32 protein-coding genes are annotated in these 23,124 nt (G+C 62.7%); 14 read left to right on the forward strand and 18 right to left on the reverse strand.

Annotated features, from left to right (window positions below):
* The first annotated feature begins 84 nt into the window (after positions 1-84).
* Together ACTIMO_RS01980 and ACTIMO_RS01985 are read left to right on the forward strand one after the other, a co-directional pair.
* Positions 85-411 carry a hypothetical protein gene (locus ACTIMO_RS01980; protein WP_448181319.1) on the forward strand — a complete coding sequence of 109 codons (327 nt, stop codon included), beginning with the start codon at positions 85-87 and terminating at the stop codon, positions 409-411.
* A gap of 235 nt (positions 412-646) precedes the next feature.
* Positions 647-1,657, forward strand: a complete 1,011-nt coding sequence (locus tag ACTIMO_RS01985) for a hypothetical protein (protein ID WP_448181320.1) — start codon at positions 647-649, stop codon at positions 1,655-1,657.
* Here the strand turns inward: ACTIMO_RS01985 and ACTIMO_RS01990 are convergent.
* Positions 1,654-2,037: an SOS response-associated peptidase family protein gene (locus tag ACTIMO_RS01990; protein ID WP_448181321.1), complete on the reverse strand. Its 384-nt coding sequence runs from the start codon at positions 2,035-2,037 to the stop codon at positions 1,654-1,656. The genes ACTIMO_RS01985 and ACTIMO_RS01990 overlap by 4 nt on opposite strands.
* A 209-nt stretch (positions 2,038-2,246) precedes the next feature.
* Here ACTIMO_RS01990 and ACTIMO_RS01995 point away from each other — a divergent pair, with 209 nt between their 5' ends.
* The 3 genes from ACTIMO_RS01995 to ACTIMO_RS02005 are packed head-to-tail and all read left to right on the forward strand — an operon-like array spanning position 2,247 to position 6,020.
* Positions 2,247-3,428, forward strand: a complete 1,182-nt coding sequence (locus ACTIMO_RS01995) for a tyrosine-type recombinase/integrase (protein WP_448181322.1) — start codon at positions 2,247-2,249, stop codon at positions 3,426-3,428.
* Positions 3,415-5,562, forward strand: a complete 2,148-nt coding sequence (locus ACTIMO_RS02000; RefSeq protein ID WP_448181323.1) for a tyrosine-type recombinase/integrase — start codon at positions 3,415-3,417, stop codon at positions 5,560-5,562. The genes ACTIMO_RS01995 and ACTIMO_RS02000 overlap by 14 nt, the downstream gene beginning before the upstream one ends.
* Positions 5,562-6,020: a DUF6262 family protein gene (locus tag ACTIMO_RS02005; RefSeq protein WP_448181324.1), complete on the forward strand. Its 459-nt coding sequence runs from the start codon at positions 5,562-5,564 to the stop codon at positions 6,018-6,020. Before ACTIMO_RS02000 ends, ACTIMO_RS02005 begins: the two co-directional genes overlap by 1 nt.
* A 75-nt stretch (positions 6,021-6,095) precedes the next feature.
* On the opposite strand, the gene ACTIMO_RS02010 is transcribed toward ACTIMO_RS02005, so the two are convergent.
* The 5 genes from ACTIMO_RS02010 to ACTIMO_RS02030 all read right to left on the reverse strand — a co-directional run bounded on the left by ACTIMO_RS02010 (position 6,096) and on the right by ACTIMO_RS02030 (position 9,106).
* Entirely contained in the window at positions 6,096-6,860 is a 765-nt protein-coding gene (locus tag ACTIMO_RS02010; protein WP_448181325.1) for a hypothetical protein, read from the reverse strand.
* The gene (locus tag ACTIMO_RS02015; protein WP_448181326.1) at positions 6,857-7,444 is read right to left on the reverse strand and encodes an RNA polymerase sigma factor; all 588 of its coding nucleotides are present in this window, start codon (positions 7,442-7,444) and stop codon (positions 6,857-6,859) included. Before ACTIMO_RS02015 ends, ACTIMO_RS02010 begins: the two co-directional genes overlap by 4 nt.
* A 604-nt stretch (positions 7,445-8,048) precedes the next feature.
* Positions 8,049-8,231, reverse strand: a complete 183-nt coding sequence (locus ACTIMO_RS02020; RefSeq protein ID WP_448181327.1) for an SOS response-associated peptidase family protein — start codon at positions 8,229-8,231, stop codon at positions 8,049-8,051.
* 138 nt (positions 8,232-8,369) lie between these two features.
* Entirely contained in the window at positions 8,370-8,939 is a 570-nt protein-coding gene (locus tag ACTIMO_RS02025) for a hypothetical protein (RefSeq protein WP_448181328.1), read from the reverse strand.
* Positions 8,936-9,106: a hypothetical protein gene (locus ACTIMO_RS02030; RefSeq protein ID WP_448181329.1), complete on the reverse strand. Its 171-nt coding sequence runs from the start codon at positions 9,104-9,106 to the stop codon at positions 8,936-8,938. The genes ACTIMO_RS02025 and ACTIMO_RS02030 overlap by 4 nt, the downstream gene beginning before the upstream one ends.
* A gap of 131 nt (positions 9,107-9,237) precedes the next feature.
* Between ACTIMO_RS02030 and ACTIMO_RS02035 the strand changes: the two genes are divergently transcribed.
* Both ACTIMO_RS02035 and ACTIMO_RS02040 read left to right on the forward strand, forming a co-directional pair.
* Positions 9,238-10,503, forward strand: a complete 1,266-nt coding sequence (locus ACTIMO_RS02035; protein ID WP_448181330.1) for a tyrosine-type recombinase/integrase — start codon at positions 9,238-9,240, stop codon at positions 10,501-10,503.
* A 562-nt stretch (positions 10,504-11,065) separates the two neighbouring features.
* The gene (locus tag ACTIMO_RS02040) at positions 11,066-12,886 is read left to right on the forward strand and encodes a tyrosine-type recombinase/integrase (protein ID WP_448181331.1); all 1,821 of its coding nucleotides are present in this window, start codon (positions 11,066-11,068) and stop codon (positions 12,884-12,886) included.
* A 128-nt stretch (positions 12,887-13,014) separates the two neighbouring features.
* Here the strand turns inward: ACTIMO_RS02040 and ACTIMO_RS02045 are convergent, their stop codons facing one another.
* On the reverse strand, positions 13,015-13,221 hold the full coding sequence (locus ACTIMO_RS02045; protein ID WP_448181332.1) for an SOS response-associated peptidase family protein: 207 nt from the start codon (positions 13,219-13,221) through the stop codon (positions 13,015-13,017).
* A 35-nt stretch (positions 13,222-13,256) separates the two neighbouring features.
* Here ACTIMO_RS02045 and ACTIMO_RS02050 point away from each other — a divergent pair, with 35 nt between their 5' ends.
* From ACTIMO_RS02050 to ACTIMO_RS02070, 5 genes are all read left to right on the forward strand, one after another.
* Positions 13,257-14,576, forward strand: coding sequence for a hypothetical protein (locus ACTIMO_RS02050; protein WP_448181333.1), 1,320 nt, complete (start codon positions 13,257-13,259; stop codon positions 14,574-14,576).
* A gap of 432 nt (positions 14,577-15,008) precedes the next feature.
* Entirely contained in the window at positions 15,009-15,143 is a 135-nt protein-coding gene (locus ACTIMO_RS02055) for a hypothetical protein (protein WP_448181334.1), read from the forward strand.
* Between the two features lie 71 nt (positions 15,144-15,214).
* A complete protein-coding gene (locus tag ACTIMO_RS02060) occupies positions 15,215-15,535 on the forward strand; it encodes a hypothetical protein (RefSeq protein WP_448181335.1) in 321 nt (106 codons plus the stop codon).
* 264 nt (positions 15,536-15,799) lie between these two features.
* Positions 15,800-16,600, forward strand: coding sequence for a hypothetical protein (locus ACTIMO_RS02065; protein WP_448181336.1), 801 nt, complete (start codon positions 15,800-15,802; stop codon positions 16,598-16,600).
* Positions 16,601-16,625: 25 nt separating this feature from the next.
* On the forward strand, positions 16,626-16,940 hold the full coding sequence (locus tag ACTIMO_RS02070) for a hypothetical protein (RefSeq protein ID WP_448181337.1): 315 nt from the start codon (positions 16,626-16,628) through the stop codon (positions 16,938-16,940).
* Here ACTIMO_RS02070 and ACTIMO_RS02075 read toward each other — a convergent pair.
* The 6 genes from ACTIMO_RS02075 to ACTIMO_RS02100 form a co-directional block, all read right to left on the reverse strand.
* A complete protein-coding gene (locus ACTIMO_RS02075) occupies positions 16,937-17,200 on the reverse strand; it encodes a DUF6221 family protein (protein WP_448181338.1) in 264 nt (87 codons plus the stop codon). The genes ACTIMO_RS02070 and ACTIMO_RS02075 overlap by 4 nt on opposite strands.
* Before the next feature lie 10 nt (positions 17,201-17,210).
* Positions 17,211-17,438, reverse strand: coding sequence for a hypothetical protein (locus ACTIMO_RS02080; RefSeq protein ID WP_448181339.1), 228 nt, complete (start codon positions 17,436-17,438; stop codon positions 17,211-17,213).
* A gap of 66 nt (positions 17,439-17,504) precedes the next feature.
* Positions 17,505-18,173 carry a hypothetical protein gene (locus ACTIMO_RS02085; protein WP_448181340.1) on the reverse strand — a complete coding sequence of 223 codons (669 nt, stop codon included), beginning with the start codon at positions 18,171-18,173 and terminating at the stop codon, positions 17,505-17,507.
* Between the two features lie 1,753 nt (positions 18,174-19,926).
* Positions 19,927-20,172: a hypothetical protein gene (locus tag ACTIMO_RS02090; protein WP_448181341.1), complete on the reverse strand. Its 246-nt coding sequence runs from the start codon at positions 20,170-20,172 to the stop codon at positions 19,927-19,929.
* Between the two features lie 8 nt (positions 20,173-20,180).
* Positions 20,181-20,378 carry a hypothetical protein gene (locus tag ACTIMO_RS02095; RefSeq protein WP_448181342.1) on the reverse strand — a complete coding sequence of 66 codons (198 nt, stop codon included), beginning with the start codon at positions 20,376-20,378 and terminating at the stop codon, positions 20,181-20,183.
* Positions 20,378-20,683 (reverse strand): helix-turn-helix domain-containing protein, encoded by a 306-nt coding sequence (locus ACTIMO_RS02100; RefSeq protein WP_448181343.1) that lies wholly within the window; start codon positions 20,681-20,683, stop codon positions 20,378-20,380. Before ACTIMO_RS02100 ends, ACTIMO_RS02095 begins: the two co-directional genes overlap by 1 nt.
* Positions 20,684-20,737: 54 nt before the next feature.
* Between ACTIMO_RS02100 and ACTIMO_RS02105 the strand changes: the two genes are divergently transcribed.
* Both ACTIMO_RS02105 and ACTIMO_RS02110 read left to right on the forward strand, forming a co-directional pair.
* Positions 20,738-20,974 (forward strand): hypothetical protein, encoded by a 237-nt coding sequence (locus tag ACTIMO_RS02105; protein WP_448181344.1) that lies wholly within the window; start codon positions 20,738-20,740, stop codon positions 20,972-20,974.
* A 139-nt stretch (positions 20,975-21,113) separates the two neighbouring features.
* Positions 21,114-21,275, forward strand: a complete 162-nt coding sequence (locus ACTIMO_RS02110; protein ID WP_448181345.1) for a hypothetical protein — start codon at positions 21,114-21,116, stop codon at positions 21,273-21,275.
* 8 nt (positions 21,276-21,283) lie between these two features.
* Here the strand turns inward: ACTIMO_RS02110 and ACTIMO_RS02115 are convergent, their stop codons facing one another.
* From ACTIMO_RS02115 to ACTIMO_RS02135, 5 genes are read right to left on the reverse strand one after another with little or no spacing between them, the layout of a single operon-like run.
* On the reverse strand, positions 21,284-21,610 hold the full coding sequence (locus ACTIMO_RS02115) for a hypothetical protein (RefSeq protein WP_448181346.1): 327 nt from the start codon (positions 21,608-21,610) through the stop codon (positions 21,284-21,286).
* Positions 21,611-21,619: 9 nt separating this feature from the next.
* Complete coding sequence (locus tag ACTIMO_RS02120) at positions 21,620-21,958, reverse strand: hypothetical protein (RefSeq protein WP_448181347.1); 339 nt, start codon at positions 21,956-21,958, stop codon at positions 21,620-21,622.
* Positions 21,959-21,996: 38 nt separating this feature from the next.
* Positions 21,997-22,209 carry a hypothetical protein gene (locus ACTIMO_RS02125; protein WP_448181348.1) on the reverse strand — a complete coding sequence of 71 codons (213 nt, stop codon included), beginning with the start codon at positions 22,207-22,209 and terminating at the stop codon, positions 21,997-21,999.
* Positions 22,210-22,237: 28 nt separating this feature from the next.
* Positions 22,238-22,525 carry an excalibur calcium-binding domain-containing protein gene (locus ACTIMO_RS02130; RefSeq protein ID WP_448181349.1) on the reverse strand — a complete coding sequence of 96 codons (288 nt, stop codon included), beginning with the start codon at positions 22,523-22,525 and terminating at the stop codon, positions 22,238-22,240.
* A gap of 36 nt (positions 22,526-22,561) precedes the next feature.
* A complete protein-coding gene (locus tag ACTIMO_RS02135; protein ID WP_448181350.1) occupies positions 22,562-22,789 on the reverse strand; it encodes a GmrSD restriction endonuclease domain-containing protein in 228 nt (75 codons plus the stop codon).
* Positions 22,790-23,124: the final 335 nt, after the last annotated feature.

Genomic DNA, 23,124 nt, shown 5'->3' on the forward strand with positions numbered 1-23,124 from the left:
GACTGGAAATAGCGGGTGCTGGGCTATCTGCTTTCGATCACTCGGCGTGGGTGGTGGCGCCCCAAGCATCTCTATCGTGAAGACATGATTGGATCAATGCACGTGCGAGACGTGAAGCGGCTCCTCGAGCCCATGTTCGAGTCGATGCTTAGCCCCAGAGAGCTACGGTCATTCACGTTCCGATTGGAGAGGGTCGCCGACGGCGTCGAGCTTCCCGACGACACCAACATCAAGACGAACGACGCCTGGGTACGATGGCAGACACTGGGTGAAGAGGGCGGCTCGGGCAGCCTTCCTCTGGATGACGGTGCAGATGCACTTGTCCGCTTCGTGCAGAGCGACCTGCAGGACTTCATCGCCGAGAGCCACTTCGGATGGGGCGAACTCCGCGGCCCCCGCAACCTGCTCTGACCACCCACGCTTCATCCGGTAGCCGATCCTGTTGCAGGACGCACGCCAGGGCGGCGTTGCGTGATGTCTAGACCCGCGGTCGCTTCTGCTGCAGAAGCCACAAAAGGACCCTAAAGCAACACGATCTGAGCCGTTCTGCACTGTGGCGCTGGGGTGTACCCAAACGCAACACTCCCGAGCGGTCCGAGGCGATACCGCGGGGCATCAAGTCCCGTTTGGAGCCTAGGATGAGGCCGTGACCACTCAGGATCTGCGCAAAGAAGTTCAGTTGAACCCTGTTGCTGATGAAGTTTCGGCAATCACGGCAGTAGTCGGGCCAATCCTCCGGGGGATTCTGTACTCCTTACGGAAGGACGTTGCCGAGCGGTTGGGCGGCTACGAGCAGGTTCCTCTATTCATGCTCCCTCGCAGCCGTCGGGAGGGGGACGGCGATACTGGCATCTGCTTTGAGTACGCACTTCACGACGCCGTGACTCGCGGTGAAGCGTCCGTCCAAGAACGCGTTGTCACCGCGTTGAAGCTATGCAAAATCCCCAGCACGGACGTGTCCTCCATTCTGTTCGGGGTTGAGAAGGCGGGGAGCCAGCAGATCATCGACACTGCCGAGTCCCTGCTCACCAAGGATTCGGTTCTGATGACAGGCACGAAGGGGAGGCCTGTCGCCCTCAAGCGGCACATCTCTAAGGTGGCTTCGTCAATGCGGGTGAAAGGTGATCGCTCGCGCCTTCCGCAGAGCATCGATGGACTCTGGAAAGCCGACCTCTTCCTAGGTAATCCCGATTCAGAAAAGTGGGTCGGAACCACGGTAAAGATCAACCCGAGCAAGCTAGAGGCATCCCGCGGCCTCCGCTTGGGTCTTGTCCCGGCGTCAGAAGGAAAAGACGACCGAGTGCGCTTGGACGAAAGCAAAAACCTCGTTGTATGCCCGGTCCCCTACGATGGCGCCTTTGTCGAGGTGTTCTATAAGGCCTGGGAAGTCGTAGTTGCTTTCCTTGTCGCCGACGCAAAACTGCCCAAGGAGGTTAACCTCCCTCGCCCCGCTGCACGACAAGTTGCTCGCTACCTGGCGGACCGCAGCAACTATCCGGTCGTTGAAGTCATCGAATCAATTTCGGCGCTGGCTCAACCGGAACTGATCAGGACAGATGTTTCACCAGCAGGACTTGTAACCCTTGGGCTAATCAAGACAGAGCCAAACGTTCCACAGGTTCTCGCTCCCTCACCCATTGGACTAAACGGGCTCTAGACGGCTGGCAGGACTAGCTGGGGTCCGTTGTTGCGGACTGATCCGACCTCTTTGCTGACGATCCGCGGGACAAGGTTGGGTTCGGGAATGGTGTCAATGAAATGCTGCACTTGGTTCCGCTCGGTCATGGTCGGGTCTAGCCACTGATCCTGCAGATTGGTCGGGATGATGACCGGCGTCCGGTCGTGGATGTGGCCGAGCGCATCGTGCGCGGCGCGGGTGAGGATTGTCGCTGTGACCAGCCACTTGTCCTCGGCATCCTCGTCCTTGGTGGGGTCGGGCCAGAACTCGTACAGGCCCGACCGAAGCCCAGCAGCAGGTCCTCGTCCTCGCCGTGGAGGTAGTGAGGGGTCTTCGCCCCGTCGTCGTTTTTCTGCCACTCGTAGTAGCCGTTCGCTGGGCTATCCGGTATCCCTCGAGCGCCGTCTTCGACGTCTTGAAGAGTGTCCCCAGCTACTCCCAGGGCGCTTGAAGCCGCTCGTATCTGGTACTCGTCTTCAACAGAACGAGACGCATACCGGCGTGTCAGTAAAGCTTCACCCCTCTTGAGGTGGATGCTGTGTGGCAACTGCTTCCGGGGGCGCCTCCCATGGTCCGAGTTCAGCGTATTCAGATTGACGGTTTCGACGATTCCTGGACCGTGCTCGGAGACAACCATCTGCCCATTGTGCCGGTGGAGATGTTCTTGGAGTACCTTCGGCAAACGAGTGCGTCGCCGAACACCGTGAAGTCGTATGCACGGGCGTTGGAACTGTGGTGGCGATTTCTGGGCCTCCGCGGCCACGGGTGGGATTCCTTCGACCTGGAGGATCTCACCGGGTTCCTCGCGTGGTTACGGCACGGTCTACCGCCTGGTGTGGCAGCGCTGGGGGAAACCCCTGCACTGGTCTCGGAGGCCACGCTGGCGATCCGGTTGCAGGGCGTGCGGTCGTTCTACGTCTACCACCAGTGGCGCGGGGTGAATGTTCCAGCGTGCCTTTTCAGCGCGAGGCCGGCCCGTGCGCCCTACACGCCATTCCTCGAACATCTCGGCCGAAACCGAACGCAGGGGGCGGTGACGGTGCGCGTGCGCCGTCGACGGGTTTCGGCGCCGACACTGACACCACACCAAATTCACCTGATCAAGGACTGCTGCGCCCGCTACGATCCGCTGCTGGCGACCTGGATCGGGTCGGTGCGGGACCGACTGTTCTTCACGCTGCTTGAGGAAACGGGACTTCGACTCGGCGAGGCGCTGTGCCTGCAGCACCGCGACTGGCACAGCGGGCAAGGCGAAAATCCCTTCATCGAGGTCGTGCCGCGAGCCCATCCGCACGGGGCACGGGTGAAGGGCGGGAACTATCGCAAGATTTACATCTCCGGTGAGCTCGACCGTCTATACGCTGAGTATGTCTGGCAGGTCTGCGACCAGGGCATGGACTTGTCGGTGCCCGATATGGATAGTGCCTGGGTCTTCGTCAACCTGTACGGGGGCGAGCGTTTCGCCCCGATCCGGCCGGAAACCATCTACAAGCTCGTGAGCCGGATCCGGCGGAGCTTAGGCGATCAAGTCCCGGCGAACTGGTCTCCCCACTGGTTCCGCCACACCCACGCGACGGCCCTGCTACTCTCCGGCCGGCCCGTCCACGTCGTCAGCCGCCGCCTCGGACACGCCGACGTGCAAACGACGTTGAACACATACGCCTGGGTCACCGAGGACGATGAACTGCGCGCCCTGGCTGCTTGGAAGAGCGCCACCGAAACCTGGAGAACTGGCCATGAAACCAGCTGACGCGGCGACCCTCACTTCCCTCTATGGGCTGAACCCGCGCCCGTTCTCCGAAACCACCAACCGGCGTCTCTGGGACACGGTCCCCGAAGGCCTGCGCCTGCTGCACTACACCCGTCAATCCATCCCCGAGCAGTACCGGGCCTCGTTCGGTTTCTACCACGACAAGATCGGCAACATTCATCTTGATGGCCTTCCGGAGCCCATGCAGCGCGAGATGATGTTCGCTATCTGGCGGATTGTCGAACTCGGGGGCCGCGTCCCATGCGCCCCGCTGGGGCTCTTGGTCCGCGAACTCGGTGCGACCTCGAGTAGGCTCCGGGCCTCCGACAAACCCTGCACCAGCCTGATGGACCGGACCCCGCACGAATGGAAGACGGAACTGACGACCACCTGGGTCAGACGGACCAAGGAACTTCCCAATCCGAACACCTTGCGCACGTACATGGCGCCGTTGGACCGAGCCTGCAAGCTGCTGTGGTTCGCCTACGATACGAGTCCTTGGTGGAAACGCGAGATCTGGGACCTCACGATGGACCCGCGTATTCCACGCCGGGAGCAGGAGCCTCTCCAGCAGCGGATCCTGCATTGGCATTCTATCGAGCCGACGTGGTTACGGCTCGGAGTGAGGTTCTACGTCAAGACCCTGCTGGAGTCCGGGCAGATCACGTGGACCACAGCGCATTACATCCAGGCAGGTTTCATTGTCTTCGCTAAGTTCGCCGTACAGCGGCAACTGAACTCCCCGCTCCTTACCGACGATCCTGCTCAGGTGCGCCCATTGATGCTGGAGTTCCTCCAGGAAACCCGAGCCCAGCACATGACCCATGGACACAACGCCGGCAAGAGCCGCTCCCACTCCAACATTGGCCAGATCACCGCAGCCATCCGGGGCTTCTACTCCTTCATGCACGACCATGCCCAGGACGCAGCTCGGGCCACCGGCGACCCCCGATGGTCAGATCTCGGCCCAGAACACCTGCGGTTCTGGCGCCCCGGAGACATTCCTAGAAAACCGATCAGCCGGTTCGATGAACGGCACCTGCTCAGCGATGGTGCGGTGGCGAAGATCGCCAAGCATGCCCACCTCCTGGCCGCTCCCCTCAAAGACGGCGGCCGCGCAGATCCTCAAGCTATGCGGATCCTTCTCCTGATGTTGGCCACCGGGCGACGGATCAGCGAAATCTGCATGCTGGACGTTCACCCGCTGCTTCCGGTCGAATACGAGCCCAGGGAAGGCGGTTCCCGCATCGCGAAGCTGCGCTACCAACAGACAAAGATCGAAGGAGCACCCGATACGATCTTCGTCGATGGGGAAGTCATCGAGATCATCGCCGAGCAACAACGGTGGCTAACGGCGCACCTGGCCGGTCAGGGCTGCCTCGAGGCACCGAAGTACCTGTTCGTGAAATCCCACAACAACCTGCGCGGCCAACACCCCTACATCTCAAACGTCTTCCGCACCCAACTGCGGAAGTTGGTCGAGCAGACCGGGATGACAGACAACGACGGTCAGCCCCTGCAGCTTTCCAAGACCCACCGGTTCCGCCACACCAAGGCAACGAAACTGCTCAACTCGGGCGTCCCCCTGCACGTCGTCCAGCGGTACATGGGCCACACCAGCCCGGAGATGACCATGCACTACGCCCAGACCCTGGACTCCACCGCCAAAGCCGAATTCCTGCGCTACCAAAAGATCAACCACGCCGGCCAGCAGCCCTCCATCCCACCCGAGGACCTCTACGACGTGATGGCGCTGGACGCCCGAACGGACCGCATCCTTCCCAACGGCTGGTGCACACTGCCTCCGACGCGATCCTGCGACAAGGGCAACGCCTGCCTGACGTGCGACCTTTTCGTCACAGATGAACGCTTCCTCGACATTCACGAAAGCGAACTCGTCTCGCTGGAATCCCTGATCGACAGACGCCAGCAAGCCCACCAACAACGGACCGGGGAACCAATGTCCGAAAACCACGTCTGGCTTACCCTGCGGCGGAGAGAGCAAAAAGCCCTCGGAACGATCGTGAACGCCCTCCAGAAACAACCCACACCAGGCACACCCTTCGCGGCACCCGGAGTCCCCGCGCGCATCGAGGAGGACCGCCAGGACCACCCCCACGAACGGATCGGCTGATGAGCCGAGGCAACCCCGACAACCTCAGGAAAGCAGCTCAAGCCAAACAGGCCGCCGCGACCGAACGGGCCGAACGAGGCCTACACGAGCTGATCAAAGCCGGCCAGCCCATCACGTTTCAGGCTGTGGCAGCAGCCGGCCGCGTATCCAAGGACTTCCTCTACCGAACTCCCGAACTGCGTGCCCGCATCACCCAGCTACGGAACCAGCAAAACCCACAAACACCCCACCCCCCGGCAGCGGCAACAGAAGGGGAGACTCAACGCCAGAGCACAAGCAGCATAGTGAGAACACTCAGCACGAAACTCACCGCGGAACGCGTCCAGCACCGCCGCGAACTCTCTGAGCTGCGAAACGCACTGGTCGCAGCACATGGAGAAATACTCACCCTGAAACGACAACAAGGTCTCGGAGCGGGCATTCATTCAGAAGGTGACAATCAGGCGGCAACAAGCTGAGCTGCGTGTCGCACCTATGACGATCGTGCAGCGTCGTTCTGCTGGGATGGGTTATCCCTTAGGTGGAAGGAACTCTCACCAGCGTCCTGCCTCGAACTCTCCGACAACGGTTTCACCGTCGGATTCGTAGACCGGGATTAGGGCCACTGTCCCTTCTCGCGCTTCCTGCCAGGCCCGGGCGTCGGCTGGGCTGGTGAAACCGGTGGATGCGGTTCTGCCCGAGGCTTCGTTGAGTTCGTCGGCGTACACGTAGCCGAGCTTCCCGTCAGTGGTGATCACTGAGATAAGGTCCGCCTCGCCCCTTGCATTGGTGGCACCGTAGGTATCGCCGTTCTCGTTGACGGCCCAGTCGGTCGGGGTCCTGCTCGTATAGATGATGTGCACCTGATAGCTGACTTCGGCTGCGCTGGTTCCTACTGCGAGAGAGTCCTGTCCTGGCGATAGGGCCAATGACGTGGACGTCATTGCACCGGTACCGACGTCGGGGCAAGTCGTGCTTGCCCCGTCGGGCAGGTAGATGGTGCCGCCACTGAGGCATGTCAGCTCCACCTTGATGGAGGTCGCGCTGTCAGGCGCTGCGCCCAACTCAATCGTCTGCGGGCCGGTGTAGCTGCCGGAGACCGGGTTTCCGTACTCGGTCACCACGTCTGTGCCCGGCTCGACGAGGAAACCCGCGGCGGTTGCTCCCACGCCCCCGATGAGTCCGACGCCGGCGAATACGCCGGCTCCGATCCACCACCGGTGCCGGCGCGCCCGGGCGGGTGAGGCGGCAGTGACTTGCTCGACCAGGGCGGTCCGCAGTCCCTGACTGAACGTGGGGTCCATCTGGTTGAGGTTCATGGTTGTCCCTCCTGCGAGAGTGTAAGTGGTCGTGCCGGTGAGGGTGCTGGTAGCTGGTCGCGGAGTCGCTGGCGGGCCCGGTGCAGTCTGGTCTTTGCGGCACCCGGGGCAAGGCGCAGGATCGACGCGGCAGCGGCAATGTCGTAGCCCTCAAGGGCGACGAGGGTGATGAGCTGCAGGTCCACAGGTTTCAACTCCCGCAACGCGTCCGCCAGGTGGGCGTCAACGGTGTCCAGGAAACTGCCCTGCGGGTTGTCCGCAGGATCCTCCATGTGGGGTGTGCGGGGCAGCCTCTTCAACAGTGCGTCGTACCGGCGGGTGGACCGGCGAAGGTTCAACCCGCAGTTAGTGGTCGTCACCAGCAGCCACGGCAGGACCGAGCCCTGGACCAGGGTGACCCTGGCGCGTTGGCGCCACAGCTCCAGGAACGCGACCGCGCTGGTGTCTTCGGCGTCCGATCTGTTCTGCGCCAGCCGGTAGGCGTGCCGATATACGCGATCCCGGTGCCGGTCGAACAGGACACCGAAAGCAATACCGTCGCCGGTCAGGCTCCGCGACCACAAGTCGCCATCGTCAAGGTTCATCGTCCCCATACCCAGTAGTGTCCGCCCAGCCCCAGAAAGTTACAGCGCACACGAGAATCTTCCACAGACCAAATGAGCGGCCCCACAAGCCCCGCTTGCGTCCGGAGTTCGCCGAGATTGATGAGCAGCACGGACAGCTCGAGCATCAGGGTCGCTTCACGGTGATGGCGGTTCAGTCCGGCCTGGAGTGCCGCCGTTTGCTTCATCACCACAGGTGGCAGGATGTTGCTATGGGGAAACGATGAGAATTCTTGTCACTGCAGTGATCGTCTCGGCCGGACTGCTCGGAGTCGGATTCTGGGTCCTTGGCAGGGTGACGCTTCCTGAAACGGTTGCCGTGATAGCTATTTCTCTGCTGGTCGCTTTGGTCGCGGGGCGCCTTCGCGAATCCGATGCGAGACTTCCGGTCGACGATGAAGGGCAACGCCATAGCCGTGGGCGCGGCGGCAGTGGGCTGATGTGAGGGCGTACCGACTAGTCATCACGCCCTCCTACGGGTCCGCCAATGGACAGTTCCGAAGCTGAGGATGCGTTCGATCATGACGGACTAGCCGAGCAGCACCACACGGGCGGAGCATGAGCTCATCATCGAACGCGTGTCTGTTCAACCACCGCGGGGGCTTGGTCCTACGTACGTTTCAGGACGCGACTTCAAATGTTCGATCACCGAAGACAGGCACCGGGACAGAACGGACTCCAGATATGCCGGCATGAGGGCGCGTCGTTTGGCGGCCGCGGTGCGGAACGACGGCTTCTCGGTGACCGTCTCGCTGCGGGCATTGATCATCCGTGTTAACTGCACTAGTGACACTGCTGCCTTCGAAGCATGAGTGAGTTTCGAGTGAAGCGCCGATGCGTACTTGGGATGAGCGACTGAGCTCACCGACGCACGAAGGAAACTCCTCCGCGTGCTGCGGTGCTGCGGTTACGTTGTTCTGACTGGTGCCCCTGTAGGGCGTTTGTAGTAAGCCCAGGGGAACCACATCGAGCCAATCCTCTGCCAACCCGCTTGCAGTAGATCCTTGTGTTTGGCGCTGAAGGCTCCTACACGAAGGTGTTCCCACTGTTCGTCCGAACGAGCCAGATCATGGAAGTACATGCCGAATCCGACTGAATGCCATCCATCGCGTCCAGCCTCGGACAACGCTTCCATCTCATCAAACGCTGTCACTGGTGTGAGTCGGCGAGTAGCCTCCGTGCTGATGATTTCGTTGTCTGCGGGTGTCCGCCCGAATCGTTGCTGTGCTGCTTGTCGGCTGATGCCCATGCGTTGGCCGATGCGGTCCCAGCTGGCGCCGGCTAGCCGCGCTGAAGTCACTGCGGCTTGTAGTAGCTGAGCGATCTCTTGGGAACCCTGCTGGGTCGCGTCGATGAGGTCGAGGTAGGAATCGACGTCGTGCTCGAGTCGATCGGCGAGTGTCGGGTTGATCGCGGCTATTACCTGTGAGAGCGCTGCGCGTAGTTGTTCGTCGGGTTGTGGTGATTCGTGGCTCATCGCGGTGCTGGTGGTCGCGACTGGGCGAGGACGACGGCCAGTGCTGCTCCAGTCGCGGCGAGAACGAACGCGGCGACGACGAGCATCACGATTTTGATCGCCACGGACGCGACGAAAAGTGTGGAGAGGGCGATGCCCATCGAAACCAACGCGAGGAAGATCGACATGAGGGCAGGTCGTGAGGCTAGCGGCGCGCTTCGTTTCATCATGCGTCAACCATCTCTTGACAAAGCGGGTATGTCAATCTGTAGTTGACTACTACTGAGGTTGCGGCAATTTGCTCAGGAGACCCACGAGCATGCCTTTTGTAAAAGTCATCGAAAGAGGTAGCCATAATCCTTGGGTCACGTGGGAAAGTGAGCCGGTGATCTTCGATCGACGCAGCGTAGCGGACGGCAAGTCGGATCCACCGCGCGTCGGCGCCGTAGTAGCCGGGACAGCTGCGGGAGGAGTGAAAGTCCTGGATGCGGATGGTCATGCCATTGTGCCGATTGAGCGGTATCTGCGGCACCTGGTCGCTTGTGACATGAGTCTGCTGACGTGCCGGAGCTACGCTTTTGATCTACTTCGCTGGTTCAGATTGATGTGGTGTGTTGAAACGCCGTGGGATGCGTCAACGCCGGCGGACGCTGAGGTGCTCGTGAGCTGGATGCGCAACACCTTCAACTACCAACGTGGCCACGATTCCTCCGAATCGAAAGGACCAGGGAGCGTAAACCCGAAGACGGGGAAGCCGTCACTTTCCTCCGGGTTCGCCCCACGGACCATCAATCACACGCTCAGCGTGGTGCACCAGTTCTACGAGTTCCACTCCAGCCTCGGGGCCGGGCCCGTCGTGAATCCGGTCCCCGGAACGACCGCCAACTGGTGGGACAACAACGGCTCAGAAGCTTTCCGCTCCGCGTGGCAGTATCCCCGGCGCGGACGATTACGCCAGAAGGTCCCCAGGACCCTGCCCAGAGCCATCCCGGACAGCCTCTGGGACGAGCTGTTCCTGTCGATGAACTGCACCCGTGATCGCGCCCTGTTGTCCCTTTACGTTTCCAGTGGAACACGGGCGATTGAACTGCTGACTCTCCGGTTGGCGGACGTCGACTGGTCCCGCCAGGTTCTGCACGTCACCGGCAAGGGCAGTAAAGAGAAGCAGTCAGTCCCCGTGTCACCGGAAGGGCTGCGTTACCTGGCGCTTTACCTTGCCGAGGATGGGACTCCGGCACCCAACGAGCCGCTGTGGCGTACTCGACGGGGCGTACCGCGGGCGTTGACCTACTCGGCCGCCCGGCGGGTCTTACAGCGAGCGAACGAGAAGATCGCCACGAACTGGACGCTCCACGATCTTCGCCATACTGCGGCGACACGGCTCGCCAACGATCCTTCCTTTGCCCTTTCCGACGTGCAGGCAATCCTGCGCCACGCGGACATCAGTACCACCGCTCTTTACACCGCGGTTCGCGTCGATGACCTCTTCGATCGGCTGCAGGCCCACTACGACCGGCCACAACGTCCCAGAACATACGCACCGGGCTACGACGAGCTTGACGCGTCGGTGGTCTTCGGTGCTTAGAATTTCAGCCGCCCGTGCCCTCGCTGAATCAGTTGAACACCCCAAAATCCTTCCAGAAGCCGCTCCCAGACCGGAATCACCTCCAGGCCGTCACGGTGATCTCGAGAGCACACCACTTGAGTCGATCATCGAGTTGGTCGACGAAGCCTGGCCTGGCTCTCGCGAAGCGCAGAAACAGAGGCGCTACTTTCTCCGGATGTTTTTGCGACACTTGGCCAGCTTCGAAGGAGAGACCTGGACCCAGCGGTGGGTCGCCAGCGGGCTCGATAGCCCGCAGGCGAGTGTCGCCGCGACGGGCGGACCGCGAGAGGGGCGCGCTGCTGCCCGGGAAGCTATGGCAGCAGGCTTCCGCACAGCTATAAGTCTCCGAGTCTTCCGCCCCTCACTCGCCTCCATCAGGGCAAACAGGATCATGGACCTACCAGCAGCTCTACTGACGGCCGAACAAGACCCTGCTTTCGAGCGATTCGTTGTTGCAGCCAGAACGAGCGGCACAGGTGCAGCAGCCCACCGGAGAGCAACCGCGGACGTCGCCGGTTTCCTTATCAGCCAAGGAATCGCCATGCAGCACCTGACACCGGCGGTGTTTCTCCACTGCGTATTAGAACTACGACAAGCGAGGGATCAAGGCGATCTACCCGCTCAAGATCGTTGGGACGGCTCCCACGCCTGGGAGATCCTTCATCGGATAGGCCACTTCCCGGCATCGACGCCACCGACCCTGATCGCCTGTCTCAGTGGTCACCGGCAGCTCACGATCGAGGAACTGGTCGACCGCCACCAAGTCAGTAACAAATCAGTTCGTCAGGTGCTCATCGATTACCTACAGCGCCGGCGAGACGGCATCGACTACACCACCTTGTTCTCGCTCTCCCACAGGATTGTCGGCTTGTTCTGGAAGCAAATCGAGCTCATCAACCCTGATCAAGCGGACTTCCGCCTGATACCCGACACCTTTGCCCGCTGGCATGGCGGGCTGGAGGAACGCCTGTCCGGTGGGCGCAGAAAATCTCGGGGATACATCCTGGGGCCTGTTCGGGCGTTCTACCTTGAGCTGCACGAGATGGCACTCGAGAACCCTGCACGTTGGGGCATTTGGGATGCACCAAATCCGGTCACAGCGTCGGAGGTCCGGAAGGCCCGCGAACGACGGCATCGAGTCGCGGAGAGGATGGCCGATAGGACCCGGATACGACAACCCCTCCTGCCCGCACTACTTGAGCACCTCAACACTCACTTCGAGGAGCTCCGGGCCCTACTGCCAGCCGGCGAAGACACCTCCCCCGGTTCTACCCTCACCCATGGCGGGAAGACGTGGCGGAGGACTGACACCGTCCACGACCGCCAAAACCGCAGCTCGGGAGTCCATGCCGTACGCCTTCAACACGCTGACACAGGACAGATACGCAACATCACCCTTGAGGAGGACGACACCTTCTGGGAGTGGGCCTGCGTCGAAACGATGCGGCACACGGGGGTGCGGATCGAGGAGCTCGTTGAACTCACGCAACTGAGTATCCGCCAGTACCAGCGGCCAAACGGTGAAGTCATCGGTCTGCTCGTGATCGCACCATCCAAGAGCGATAGAGAACGCGTCGTGCCCGTGTCCGCAGCCCTGCTGCATGTCCTGGCGATGATCATCCGTCGAAATCAGGGCACGGGACGGTCAGTGCCGGTCGTGCGCCGGTACGACCCCCAGGAGAGACTTTGGTCAGAACCTCTGCCGTATCTCTTCCAACGCCCGGCTCTGGGCCGAGGAGTGCTGAGCGCAACAAACGTCAGACAGATGCTGATCAGGCGTTGCAAGCAACTATCTGCCACCAGCGAAGCCTTCGACGGCATGCACTTCACACCGCACGACTTCCGCCGGATCTTCGCCACCGAACTGGTCAACTCCGGACTACCCATTCACATCGGGGCACGCCTACTCGGACACGTGAACCTCCAAACCACCCAGGGATACGTCGCAATCTTCGAGGAAGACACAGTCCGCCACTACCAGGACTATCTCGCCCGACGCCGTGCGCAACGACCAACTGACGAATACACCGGCGTCACCGAGCAGGAATGGGCGGATTTCGAAGAACACTTCGACAAACGCAAAGTCGAACTGGGATCGTGCGCCAGACCCTACGGAACCCCGTGCCAACACGAACACGCCTGTATCCGATGCCCCGTCCTGCAAGTCGACCCGAAAGTACTACCTCGACTGCAGGACATCGAGGAAGATCTTCACCAACGACGCGCCCGTGCAAAAGCCGAAGGCTGGGAAGGCGAGATTGAAGGCATTGATCTGACAATGCGGCTGCTGCAAGAAAAGATAGCGGAGGCGTCAAGGACTCCACGGGCCACCCTGCTCGGCATGCCAAAGGTACGGAGCTGACGATCGCGGCTACGAGCGAAGGTACAGAGGCGCCAATCTGCGCCCGCCCGATACCGACAGCTTCAAAATAGGTAGCGCGTTCAGTTGCCGGCACTAGTGCAGAGAATCCGGGCTCCGGCCTTGGGGTCCTAGGACCAGACGGGGACGAGTGCCCAGCGTGCTATCTCGAGGCGGCGCACTAGTTCACCCTCGCGCAGCTGCTCGGACACGAACGGGATCCCCTGTATCGGGGCCACGTTCCACGACGGTTTCAACTCGTCCTGGAACGTCTCGTCGACGCTAAACGCGTCCCGGATAGCGGCCTTGTTCCCGGCAATGACGAAGCGTCCACACATGCACGCCATTCTGCCTCAGTGGCAGGATGTAGCTCATGGATGTAAGCCGTGCGCCGCTAGGAGAACGTCAGCGTAGCGCCATACTGGATGCGATACGGCAGGACGGCGATGTCAGGGAGAAGCACTTCTTAGAAGTGAAGAGTACCTTCGAGCTGAAGTCCATGGATGACTGCGCAAAGGTCGCCAAATACATCCTGGGTGCAGCGAATCGACCTGTCGATCTTGCGGCTCGTGCTTTCGGCGGTTATGCCGTGATGGTGCTCGGCGCCGAAAAGGGCCGGATAGGTGGGGTTCCTGCAGGGATAGAAATACTCGCGCTAGAGCAGAAGATCGGCAACTACCTGGGAACGAGCGGACCTCAATGGGACCTTGAACGCCACCCTGCCGATGAAGCCGGCACAGAAGCCTTGTTCATTTTGATCCAGCCCCCTCAGCAAGGCGATCCAGTGTTTGTCTGCCGCAAGAGCTACGACGGAAGCAACAACTCGTCGAGCCTCCGTGACGGGGACGTGTACGTTCGCTCCCAAGGAGAAACGAAGAAGGCTACCTCAGCCGACCTAGATCGCCTGATGGCTCGCCTTACTCAGGCGACGGCGGTGACGCCTGAGTTCGAGATCAGCGTAGACAGCCCCGCCCATTTCATCCTTCCCTCCGATGAGATCCGAGAGCGTATTGCGGACAAGTCCATCGAGAGAGCGCGTGAGACGTATGTGAAGGAGCAGCCAAGTGCGTTCCCAAACGTCACGTTGGCCGCACTGACCGGATCTCATCCCTTGTTCGGTGGTTCTGACTGGACCTCAAAGAGGTTTGATGAGCGTGCGGAGGAGTGGGAGGACGAACTCATCGACAGCTGGCCGAGCATTTTGGACAAGCTGGCTGGCGCCGTCCTGCCAGGTCCAAGGTTCAGCGTTAAAAACACACAGAGCCAGTTCCTGGAAGCTGTAAGGGTCGACGTATTTTTCGAGAACGTGCGGGGCATCGAACACAGCGAAGTCGAAGACCTTGACAAGAATAAGTTGATCCCTCCGGTGGTACGCACGCGCGATCCTTACGGGCTGGACCTCTTTCAGCCAATGGATTATTCAGGGCTGCGTGCTGCCAACAGCACCTATCCCCTGCACTGGGATAACGAACCGGGTGGGCTGCGGGTGATCATCGAGCTTACTCAGCTCCGCCCAGGCACGCCGTGGATCAGTGACGACGACGATCTAGTTTTGATCGCTACAGCGCCTACGGTTGCCGCTCACTGGCGGATCACGGCTCGTGGCTTCGATCATGCCTTCACGGACACCCTCTCAGTGCGTGTGTCCGAGCCGCTCGACTTCGCGTCCCTGATGGCCAGGACACGCCCATAGCTCTGCTTCACCCGCCGCACAGCAAAGCATCCCTCACCATATTTACTCATTAGAGTAAATGAGTAAATACACTTTCCGTCTCCGGTGTGTCAGCTTGCGCCCAGCTTCCCAAATAATCGAACCTGTGTTCTATTTTTAACTCTGCACGAGGGACGGCAGACGATCAGGACGGCACGGACGATGACAGCGCAACCAGTCGACAGCCAACGCACCACGACTACAGGGGCTAACGGGCAGGACTCAGCCGCGTCCACCTGGCGGGTGCTGGACGAGGTGGCTGACGTTCGGTTCCTGCCGTCGGGGTTGCCGTTGGCGCTCCGATGGAAGGGCGGCCTGTGGCAGGTCATCGGGGAGCCGGTGTCGTGGTCCAGCTCGAGCAGCTGGCGGGAACCCTCCACCACTCCCCCGCATGGTCCCGCCGGCCAGAGTCGCATGCTTACGACGAGGTTCTGGCGGTTCCAGACGCAGACCGGGCCCGCATCCCCGGTGCTCGAGTTCGATATGAGCGCGGATCCGCGGTGGCAGGACTGGCGGCTGCGCCGCGTCGCCGGTGTCGACGGGTTCTGAGCCAGCGATAGACAGATCGGGGCCAGCTCATGGGTGGCTCGAAGAGGTACGGCAAGCATTACGCCAAGCTGATGGACGATCGAATCGAGGAGTTCGTCATGCGCGAGGAGCTGATCATGCTCACCGCGGCCGAGCTCGACGTCGACAACTACCGCCCCACCGATTTCCCGCAGCCTCGGCGCGTGTACGCCTGGGTCCGCTACCCCTCCAAAGCCATCCGGGTTCAAGCGCACGCGATCGCTTACACGCGCACAGCGGTGAAGATCCGGTTCCTCGAACCACTCATCAAGATCCACCGCGAAGGCTGGGTGTGGCTGAGTGCCGTCACACCAGCACCTGACGGAGAGGACGAGCGTCCGCCATCGGAGTGTGCGTCTCCTCGAGAAACTTGATTGTCAGGGAAGCCCTCACCCGGGGTACAAACATAGAGAGATCCCGGAGGTCTACCTGCGTTCCCCCATTCAGATAGCACTCCGGGATCTCCTCTTCAGCCGGCGGTCGTGCTCCTACAGACGGGGCAAACCAGCTGCTGGTTGGCGCTGCAGCGTGACTCTGGACGGAGCGTCGCGCAGCCGGATTGCTCGCCCGGAGAGTTTGATGGTCGGGAGCCGATCCCGCAGTTACCCTGATAGCCACATCACTTACTGGGGGACTCCTTGAACGCTCGCTTCGCCGCCATCCCGCTTGCCCTGGTCCTGCTCGCCGGGTGTGCCGCCCCCGAGGCGGAGTCGCAGCCAGCAGAGAGCGTGCGTTCCACTCCGACCTCTACTCCGACGCCGTCGGCCACGGTTGAAAAAACCGAGCCGGCCTTCCAGGTGTCGCGACAGACGACCTGCAACCAACTCCTCGGCCCGGACGAGGACGGCCCTTTGTTCCGGACGATCGACTTCGTCAATGAGTTCCAGGACATTGACCCGGACACTATCGCGAAGGCTCGTGACCTGAAGGCCGAAGTCGATGGTCTCGCCGTGCACGCTGAGGACGACATGAAGCCATTCCTCAAAGGTTTCGCCAGCCCCATGACGGAGATGATCGACATCACGGGGGGTGGAGGGTCGACGTACAACTTCGATGCCACAGAATTCAAGGCCGCCGGCACCGAACTAGTCAACCTCTGCACCCCCTACTTCTCAGCGTCCGAGGAGCTTGCTGAGGACCCGCAGGCTCTCCCCCAGCCCCTGCCGATCAGCGGCGTATACGAGGAAGACCTGGCCGCACTTGGCTTCTTCCCGGACGACATCTCGGACTACGCCCCGTTCATGAAGGCGAATGTGTGCGAGGGAGACACATCCGACCAGACGGGCTCCTTCCGCAGGAACGTGCGCCAGCTGCATGACGGCGACCCGGCATTGGGGAGCGGGGCTGAGATCCTTCGACTTACCGTCGCGTACTTCTGTCCCGAAAGGGCAGGCGTCCTGGATGAGGCCATCGAGGAAGCGATAGCCAACTTCGGCTGACCAACCACGCCAATAGCCCTGAGCGGTGAGCGACACTGTACCGCCCGCACACATGGCGCCCATGCGCAGATTGAAGTCCCTCGACGTCGACACCAGTGACGTCCGTTTCGTCCCCTGGCCGGCCAAGCTGGGTCGACTCCTCAGCGTGAGCCACTACCGCTACCTTGCCCGGCTGCTGCTCGCCGTCGCTGCGTCGCTCGCCATGGCGGGCCTCGGCGTCCCCGTGAGTCCGAGCACCCTGCTACTGCTACTGCTACTGCTACTGCTCGGCATCGGTATCGGGATGGCGATGCGGGCGACCGCACGGATGAAGGCCCGCGGCGGCGCCCGCCGGCACTAGACCTGCTTCCACTCCGGCCGGAAGTCGGGGTGGTCCGCGTGCGGCTCGGCGAGGATCTCCAGGATCGTCCGCATGTAGTCGGCCTCGCCGGCCGGTTCGTAGTCCCAATCGATGCGCTGGGCGTGCGCGACGAGCTCACGTCTCGTGCGACATGACGCGCGCTGCTGGTCGACCACCCACTCCTCCGGGTATGCACCGGCGGTGACGGCGGCCTCCTCGTCTTCCAGGCACGCCAGGATGAAGGCTGCGATCTCGTCCATGCCGCTGAGCCTAGCCGGGACGATCGGCCGCATCGGGGAGCTCTCCACGATCGGCACCGAGCTCCTGACCGACGACAAGATGTAGTGGTTTCCCTGCCACCCTGCGCGCCTCCTTCTGGCCCGGCCCGATGCCGTCGGCCTCAGGGGCCGGGTCATCCTTGTCGATGAGTAGCACGATGGGCTGCACCAATGACCCGGTCGGCTCGGAGCCGGCAGGTATAGGGGAGGAGTCGGTCATGGGCGTTCCTTCGATGAGGCTGCACGAAAGCACCATGTGTACGGCAGGGCGTACTGCCCTCGCCAACTACGAGAACTGGGCGTAGGTTCCCGGGGCTACCGAGGACTGCTTCAGGAAGCGGGCTGCGCGGGCTTCGTCCCAGTCTTCGCCGCTGATGATCTTGTACGCGCGGTTCGCCCACTCGACGCCGGACACGGCGAGGAACTGGTCGTCGTAGCCGACGAAGAGCCGGCGCCGGTGCATGGCCCAGCGCAGCGCGGTGACGACCGTGCGAAAGAGGACCTCTGCGTCGGGGCCCTCCAGGGCCGCGTCGGGGATGAGGTTCGCGCGCATCCAGTCCAGGGTGGTGCTCAAGCCGCCGCCGGCGACCGCAAGGAGCTCGGTCGTGCGTGCATTAAGGCGCTGCTCGAGCGCGGCCAATCCGAGGTCCGAACGGATGTCCTCGGTCTGGGCATGCACGAGGTCGGTGGAGTCCACGTAGGAGCCGAAGGGGCTGCCGTCGGGGTGCTGCGCCTGACCGTTGACCACGGTGATCTTACGCCACGGGTCGTCAGGATCGAGGGTCCGGACGATGTCCGAGACCAGTCCGGAGGACCAGGCGGCGAACCAGTGGGGGTCGCGTCCGGCGAGGCTCAGGACGGCCTGCTCCGTCTCGACGCGGGCGTCGACGGCGATCAAGGGGTCGCTCAGGGCGACGGCAAAGCGGGCAACCCAAACCTTTTCAGGCTGTCTCATGTGCTTGTCCTTGCTCGAATGTCGGTTCCACTGGATAGCTTGCGCATTGATACAGCCACCTATGAACCCTCAGGCAGCGTGTGCCCGATTAGACGCGGAAGTTCGGTGGGATCGATGCCCGACTGCGTCTCGCGCAGCGCCGGCAAGAGGACGTAGTGAGCACAGCGTGGCATGGCCGGAGGCCGCGATGGTGGAGGCGAAAGTTGCCGCCCGCTGACTGAAGGTCGTGGGGTTGGTTTCGATGCCGCCGGTACGCGCGAAGTGGTAGATGACGTGTCCCATGCAATCAAACATGCGTAGATCAGGGCCCCACCCCTGTGCGACCTGAGGCCGGAGATTAGGGCGATCCACGCTCCGGAGATTCTGTGGGGCCCAGCCCGGAATCGCCCACCGCGGGTATCCAAACCGTGCCCGGACTACGGTATGAATTCGATGGTGTCTTCGACACGGGGCGTAGCCCTGGCATCTCAGTGGTGCTTGTGCGGTTTGGGGGACCCATTTCGCGACGCTTCCCGTCAACCTTCCTGTGTGCGGCCCTTCGTCCCGGGCGATCGAAAGCCTCGAAGGTTTTCTCCCCCGCGGTGCGTGGGAGTCGCTCTGCACTTCGTGCGGCGCGCGTGCGGGGAGACATCGGTCCTTGTCAGACGGACATTGCGCCTGCAGCGGGCTTTCACAGACGGCTGGGTGTTCGAGGGAAGCAGACTGGGATGCATACGGGGATGCGCTGCGCGCGGCAGTGGGTGGAACGAGTGGTACATCGTCGGCTGAATCATGGTGGCACTCGTGAAGGGCAGCGCTGCGCGCGGCGGGAAGAACCTCACGGGTAAGCAGGATGCTCACCGGATCGTCGTCGGACCGTGCACCATGACGGGTCCTTTCGCTGACTGCTCCGCGCAGCGGGATCGATCCTCGGCCGGACAGACCAGGTGAGCGAAGCGTCCTGCGGCGCAGCCGCTGATACACATGATGCGCATCACACGGGGAAGCACCTGGACAACCAGAATGGCGACGGCGAAGCCGGAGACCGGGAAGCAGCTCGAGCACCACCCCGCTCGACGAGTTGACCTCCATGACGCATCACGAGATCACTCCGCCGCCCGCAGGGCATCACCGGACAAGAGGTCCACCGCGGATGAAGACCACGCTGGTTCTGCGGCGCAGCCGCTGATCGTCATGACGACAGCGCTACGCGTGTCGAAGAGGGAAACGAGACGGCGGCGAAGCCGCCAAACGGGGGAAAGGTAGGCACCACGGCAGACGTGGATGCGGTGGCCGGAAGAGAGCGAAGCGAACGAGAGGACACGCAGCCGCGGCGGGAGAAGAGCACCGGGCGCGCAGCGCCCTGGGAAACATGATGGTCACCGGAGTGGAAGGCCAAGCGCGCAGCGCGGCGGCCGCAGGCCGACACGCGTGAGCAGCGGATGAAGAAGAAGCCCGCAGGGCGCGCAGCGCCCAAGAGGCAGGACAGCAAGAAGATTTTCACAACGGGAGACGAAGCCACATCGAGAACCAAGACGGTCCCCACAACGGGATCCATCAAGGACGAGGGCCGCCAGGCCCGAGTCTTCTTAATATGCCCCCACTCCCGACGCCACACTCGCGCACCCCACAACCGATCCCACTCCGCTCGACCTCAACGCCGACCGCGGCTATCGCCGGACCATCACACAGCAGACCCGACGAGCGGGCCGGAACGGACAGCGGGGATTGGTGCTCGGCGGAGTGCGGCGACCGCCGGCCAATGACGCCAACGTCAGGACGGTGGTCCCGAGGAATCGCCCGGTCCCTGAAGATCCTTGCGCTCCTGCCGCGCTGCACGAGCCAGGGGAATCAGCACGGCGCACGTCAGCAGGGCGACCAAGAGAACGGTGAGCCAGAATCCCAGCATCGGTCGAAGCGCCGTCGCGGCGAGGACCGAGCCGACGAAGAGCAGCAGGCTCGTGCGCGCGAAGCGCTTCATCTTCGGCGGGAGGTTCCGGTACTCGTCCGAGCTACTCATGCGGGATGTCATGGCCTGGTGAGTCCTGATAGGCCGTGGAACAGGAGCATCCCGGCGAGGATGAGGAACAGGACGACCATACGCTTCACCTTTGCCTCATCCGTCGGATCTGCAGAGGATGCCTTCCTCGCGATCACGATTACGACAATCAAGAGACCCACGCCCCCGGAGGCCTGAACCGCGGAGACGACGTCGAAGCCGTCCATCAACTGTTGCTGTCCGCGTCGTCACCGGCAGCGGGCTTGTCGTTCTTCGGGCCGTCGCCGCGCTTGATGTCTGCGGCGGCACGGGCGTAGGCGGCAGCGATGAACTCCTCCAGACGCGCGCGCTCGATGCGCCATTGGCCTCGGCCCCCGACTTGGATTGCGGGCAGTTCACCGGAGCGGATGAGGCCGCGGATCACGGGCTCGCCGGTGTTGAGCTCGTCGGCAACCTGGCGCAGGGTGAGGAACCGCAGGGGCTTGCTGCTCGCCGGTAGCTCAGTCGTATCGCGCGCGGGTGATTCGGTCATGGGCCCATCTTGCCCGACGCGTGCGGAGTCGACCGCGCACTGGGAAACTGCAGTATGGCAAGAAAGCCCGACCCGTATCTGAACAACGTGCCGGCGCAGGTCTGCCGTGTGATCGTCGGCGTCCTCATCATCGTGCCGACACTGATCCGTTGGGCGGAAGGGCCATGGGCCGTCGATGACCGGGTGCTGTTCATCGCGGGCGTCGCGCTCACGCTGACGTGGGTGGTCCTGATGATCGTCGGTGCGCGTCGCCGAGAGCTCGACGAGTTCAGGAAGCTGAGTTCGGAGTAGGCGCGATCGGTCGGGGATCCAGGCGGACGTCGTGAACCGGTGGGCGTCAGAACATGCTGATCGCGGACACGAGGCCGCTGCCGGCGAGCACAACCATGATGATCGCGACGACGGTGAAGGCTCAACGACGGACAGGTCGATGCACTGCGCCGGCGCCATGATCGTGCTCGAGCACGAGGGGCGGCCAAATCTGGCGATGCGCTTCGGAGCCCTCCTCGGCCTCTTCAACCCGAACGGGCTCGTCATGAGCGCCCCGGTATTCCGCTCCATGTCCGACTGGGTCGCCGCGCACCGCAGGTAGGGGCGGCATCACTCGTTGAGCATCACTCGGACCGTATGGAGGACGAGCTCTCGCTGACGTGCATTGAGCCGGTTGGCGGACTCCGGCAGGACGAAGGGGTCAGGCTCCCCCGCTGGCAGGCCGGCCGCCTCGCGGAGCATCTTCAGCGGGACTCCAAGGGCCAGGCTGAACGCTGTCAGCACGGACTCACTGGGCTGGTCCGGCTCCCCACGGAGGTACTTCGAGATCGAGGTGTTGGAGACCGTCACGCCCTTGGCTTCTGCGATCGCTTGGATGCGGCGTGCAGAGATCCGCTCGGTGTTCGAGTCGTTGAGCAGGTCGGACAGGCGCGTCATGCCCTGAGCCTATCGAGGGGCGGGCGGCACTCCGATGAAGCCGAGCAGGGCGATGAACTGCAGGCAGGCGAGCACGACCGCAGGCGCGATGCTGAGGGTCAGGAAGGCCACGTTGGAGAGCGGCACCCAGGCGCGCGTGGATCGACGGTCGAAGAGGAAGCTCAGTGCAGCGAACACGGTGAGCCACGGCATGGTGAAGATGACGACGTCGCCCAGTACTGCTGACGTGGAGCCGCTCGGCGGCCGGTAGCCGACGAACAACACGGCGAGGTAGAGCAGCGGGATCCAGGATGCGGCGGCTACGACCTGTAGGAAGCTCCGGAGGAAGCCCCGACGAGGACCTGTCACGTGGTCGCCTGAAACCTCTGAGTGCAGCTGGGCCTCGGTCATGAGGCGCTGTCCGCGCTCTCCGGTCGCTCGGGCTTGCCCGCGGCCTTCCACTCGCGCTTCGACAGCCGCTTGCCGCCCGGAGGGACTGTGCCGAGGTACTCGCGGTACTTCGAGCGGCCGGGAAAGTCGAAGAGCCAGAGCAGCTCGAACCCCACCTCCAGGAGGATCCGCGCGATGAGTCCGACGATGGGCGCAACGACCTCGATCATCGGACTCCGCCTGACCTCTCCCCGGTCCTCATGCCTCGCATCCTACGCCGTCGCCGTTACCGTCGAACTTGGGGCTGAATCCGGGATCGCCGGCACTGATTGGCGCCGCTCCGGCAGCCTTCACCTCGGCGCAGTTGGCGTAGACGACTTCGCCCTCGGGGGCGGCAGGAGCTGCAGGAATCTCCGCTGGGGCGGGCTCAGCGGCGGGTGCTTCCGGGGCCTCGGCGGGCGCCTGCTGGTCCGTGCAGGACTCGAGGATGCCCCTGATGGCCGCGTGCTCGGCCTCGGTCATCCAGAGCTCGTACTTGGCCTTCACCGCGGTCTGCTGTGCGACGTACTCGCAGCGGAATGCCTAGTTCGGGGGCAGCCACGTGGCGGCGTCGCCGTCACCCTTGGCCATGTTCGCCGGCCCGTCGACGGCGAGCAGGTTCAAAGGGTCGTTGGCGAACTGCAGTCGCTGCTCGGCGCTGAGCTGCTGTACGCCCTTCTGCCAGGGCCACTGAATGCTCGATCTGGACAGCAGCGCTGGTGTCCTGACCGCGCTGGAATTGGATGACAGTTCCCGTGTACGGGTCGACAAGGACCCCGGACTCGACCTTGCACGGCACGCTGTTGGTGTGCATGACCTCGGTCAGGTCTCGGTTCAGTATGTCGTTGCGGGTATCGCAGGAATTTCCGTCGACGTCCGCCCAGGTAGGCCCAAACGCCTCGCGACTGTAACCGGTCTTCGGAGCGCGCCCCTTCACCGGAATTTCCTCGAGCAGGGCGAGTGCTGTTCCCGCCTCGGCGGGAGCGATGCTCGTACCGGGATCCGGGTAGACCGACATCACGGTGTCGCAACCGGTGAGGCCCAGGGCGAGAACGGCGGCGGCAAGGGCAAGGCGGGAGAGGCGTTGGTTCGCCATGGTCATCATG

The organism is Arthrobacter sp. CP30 (assembly GCF_053470025.1).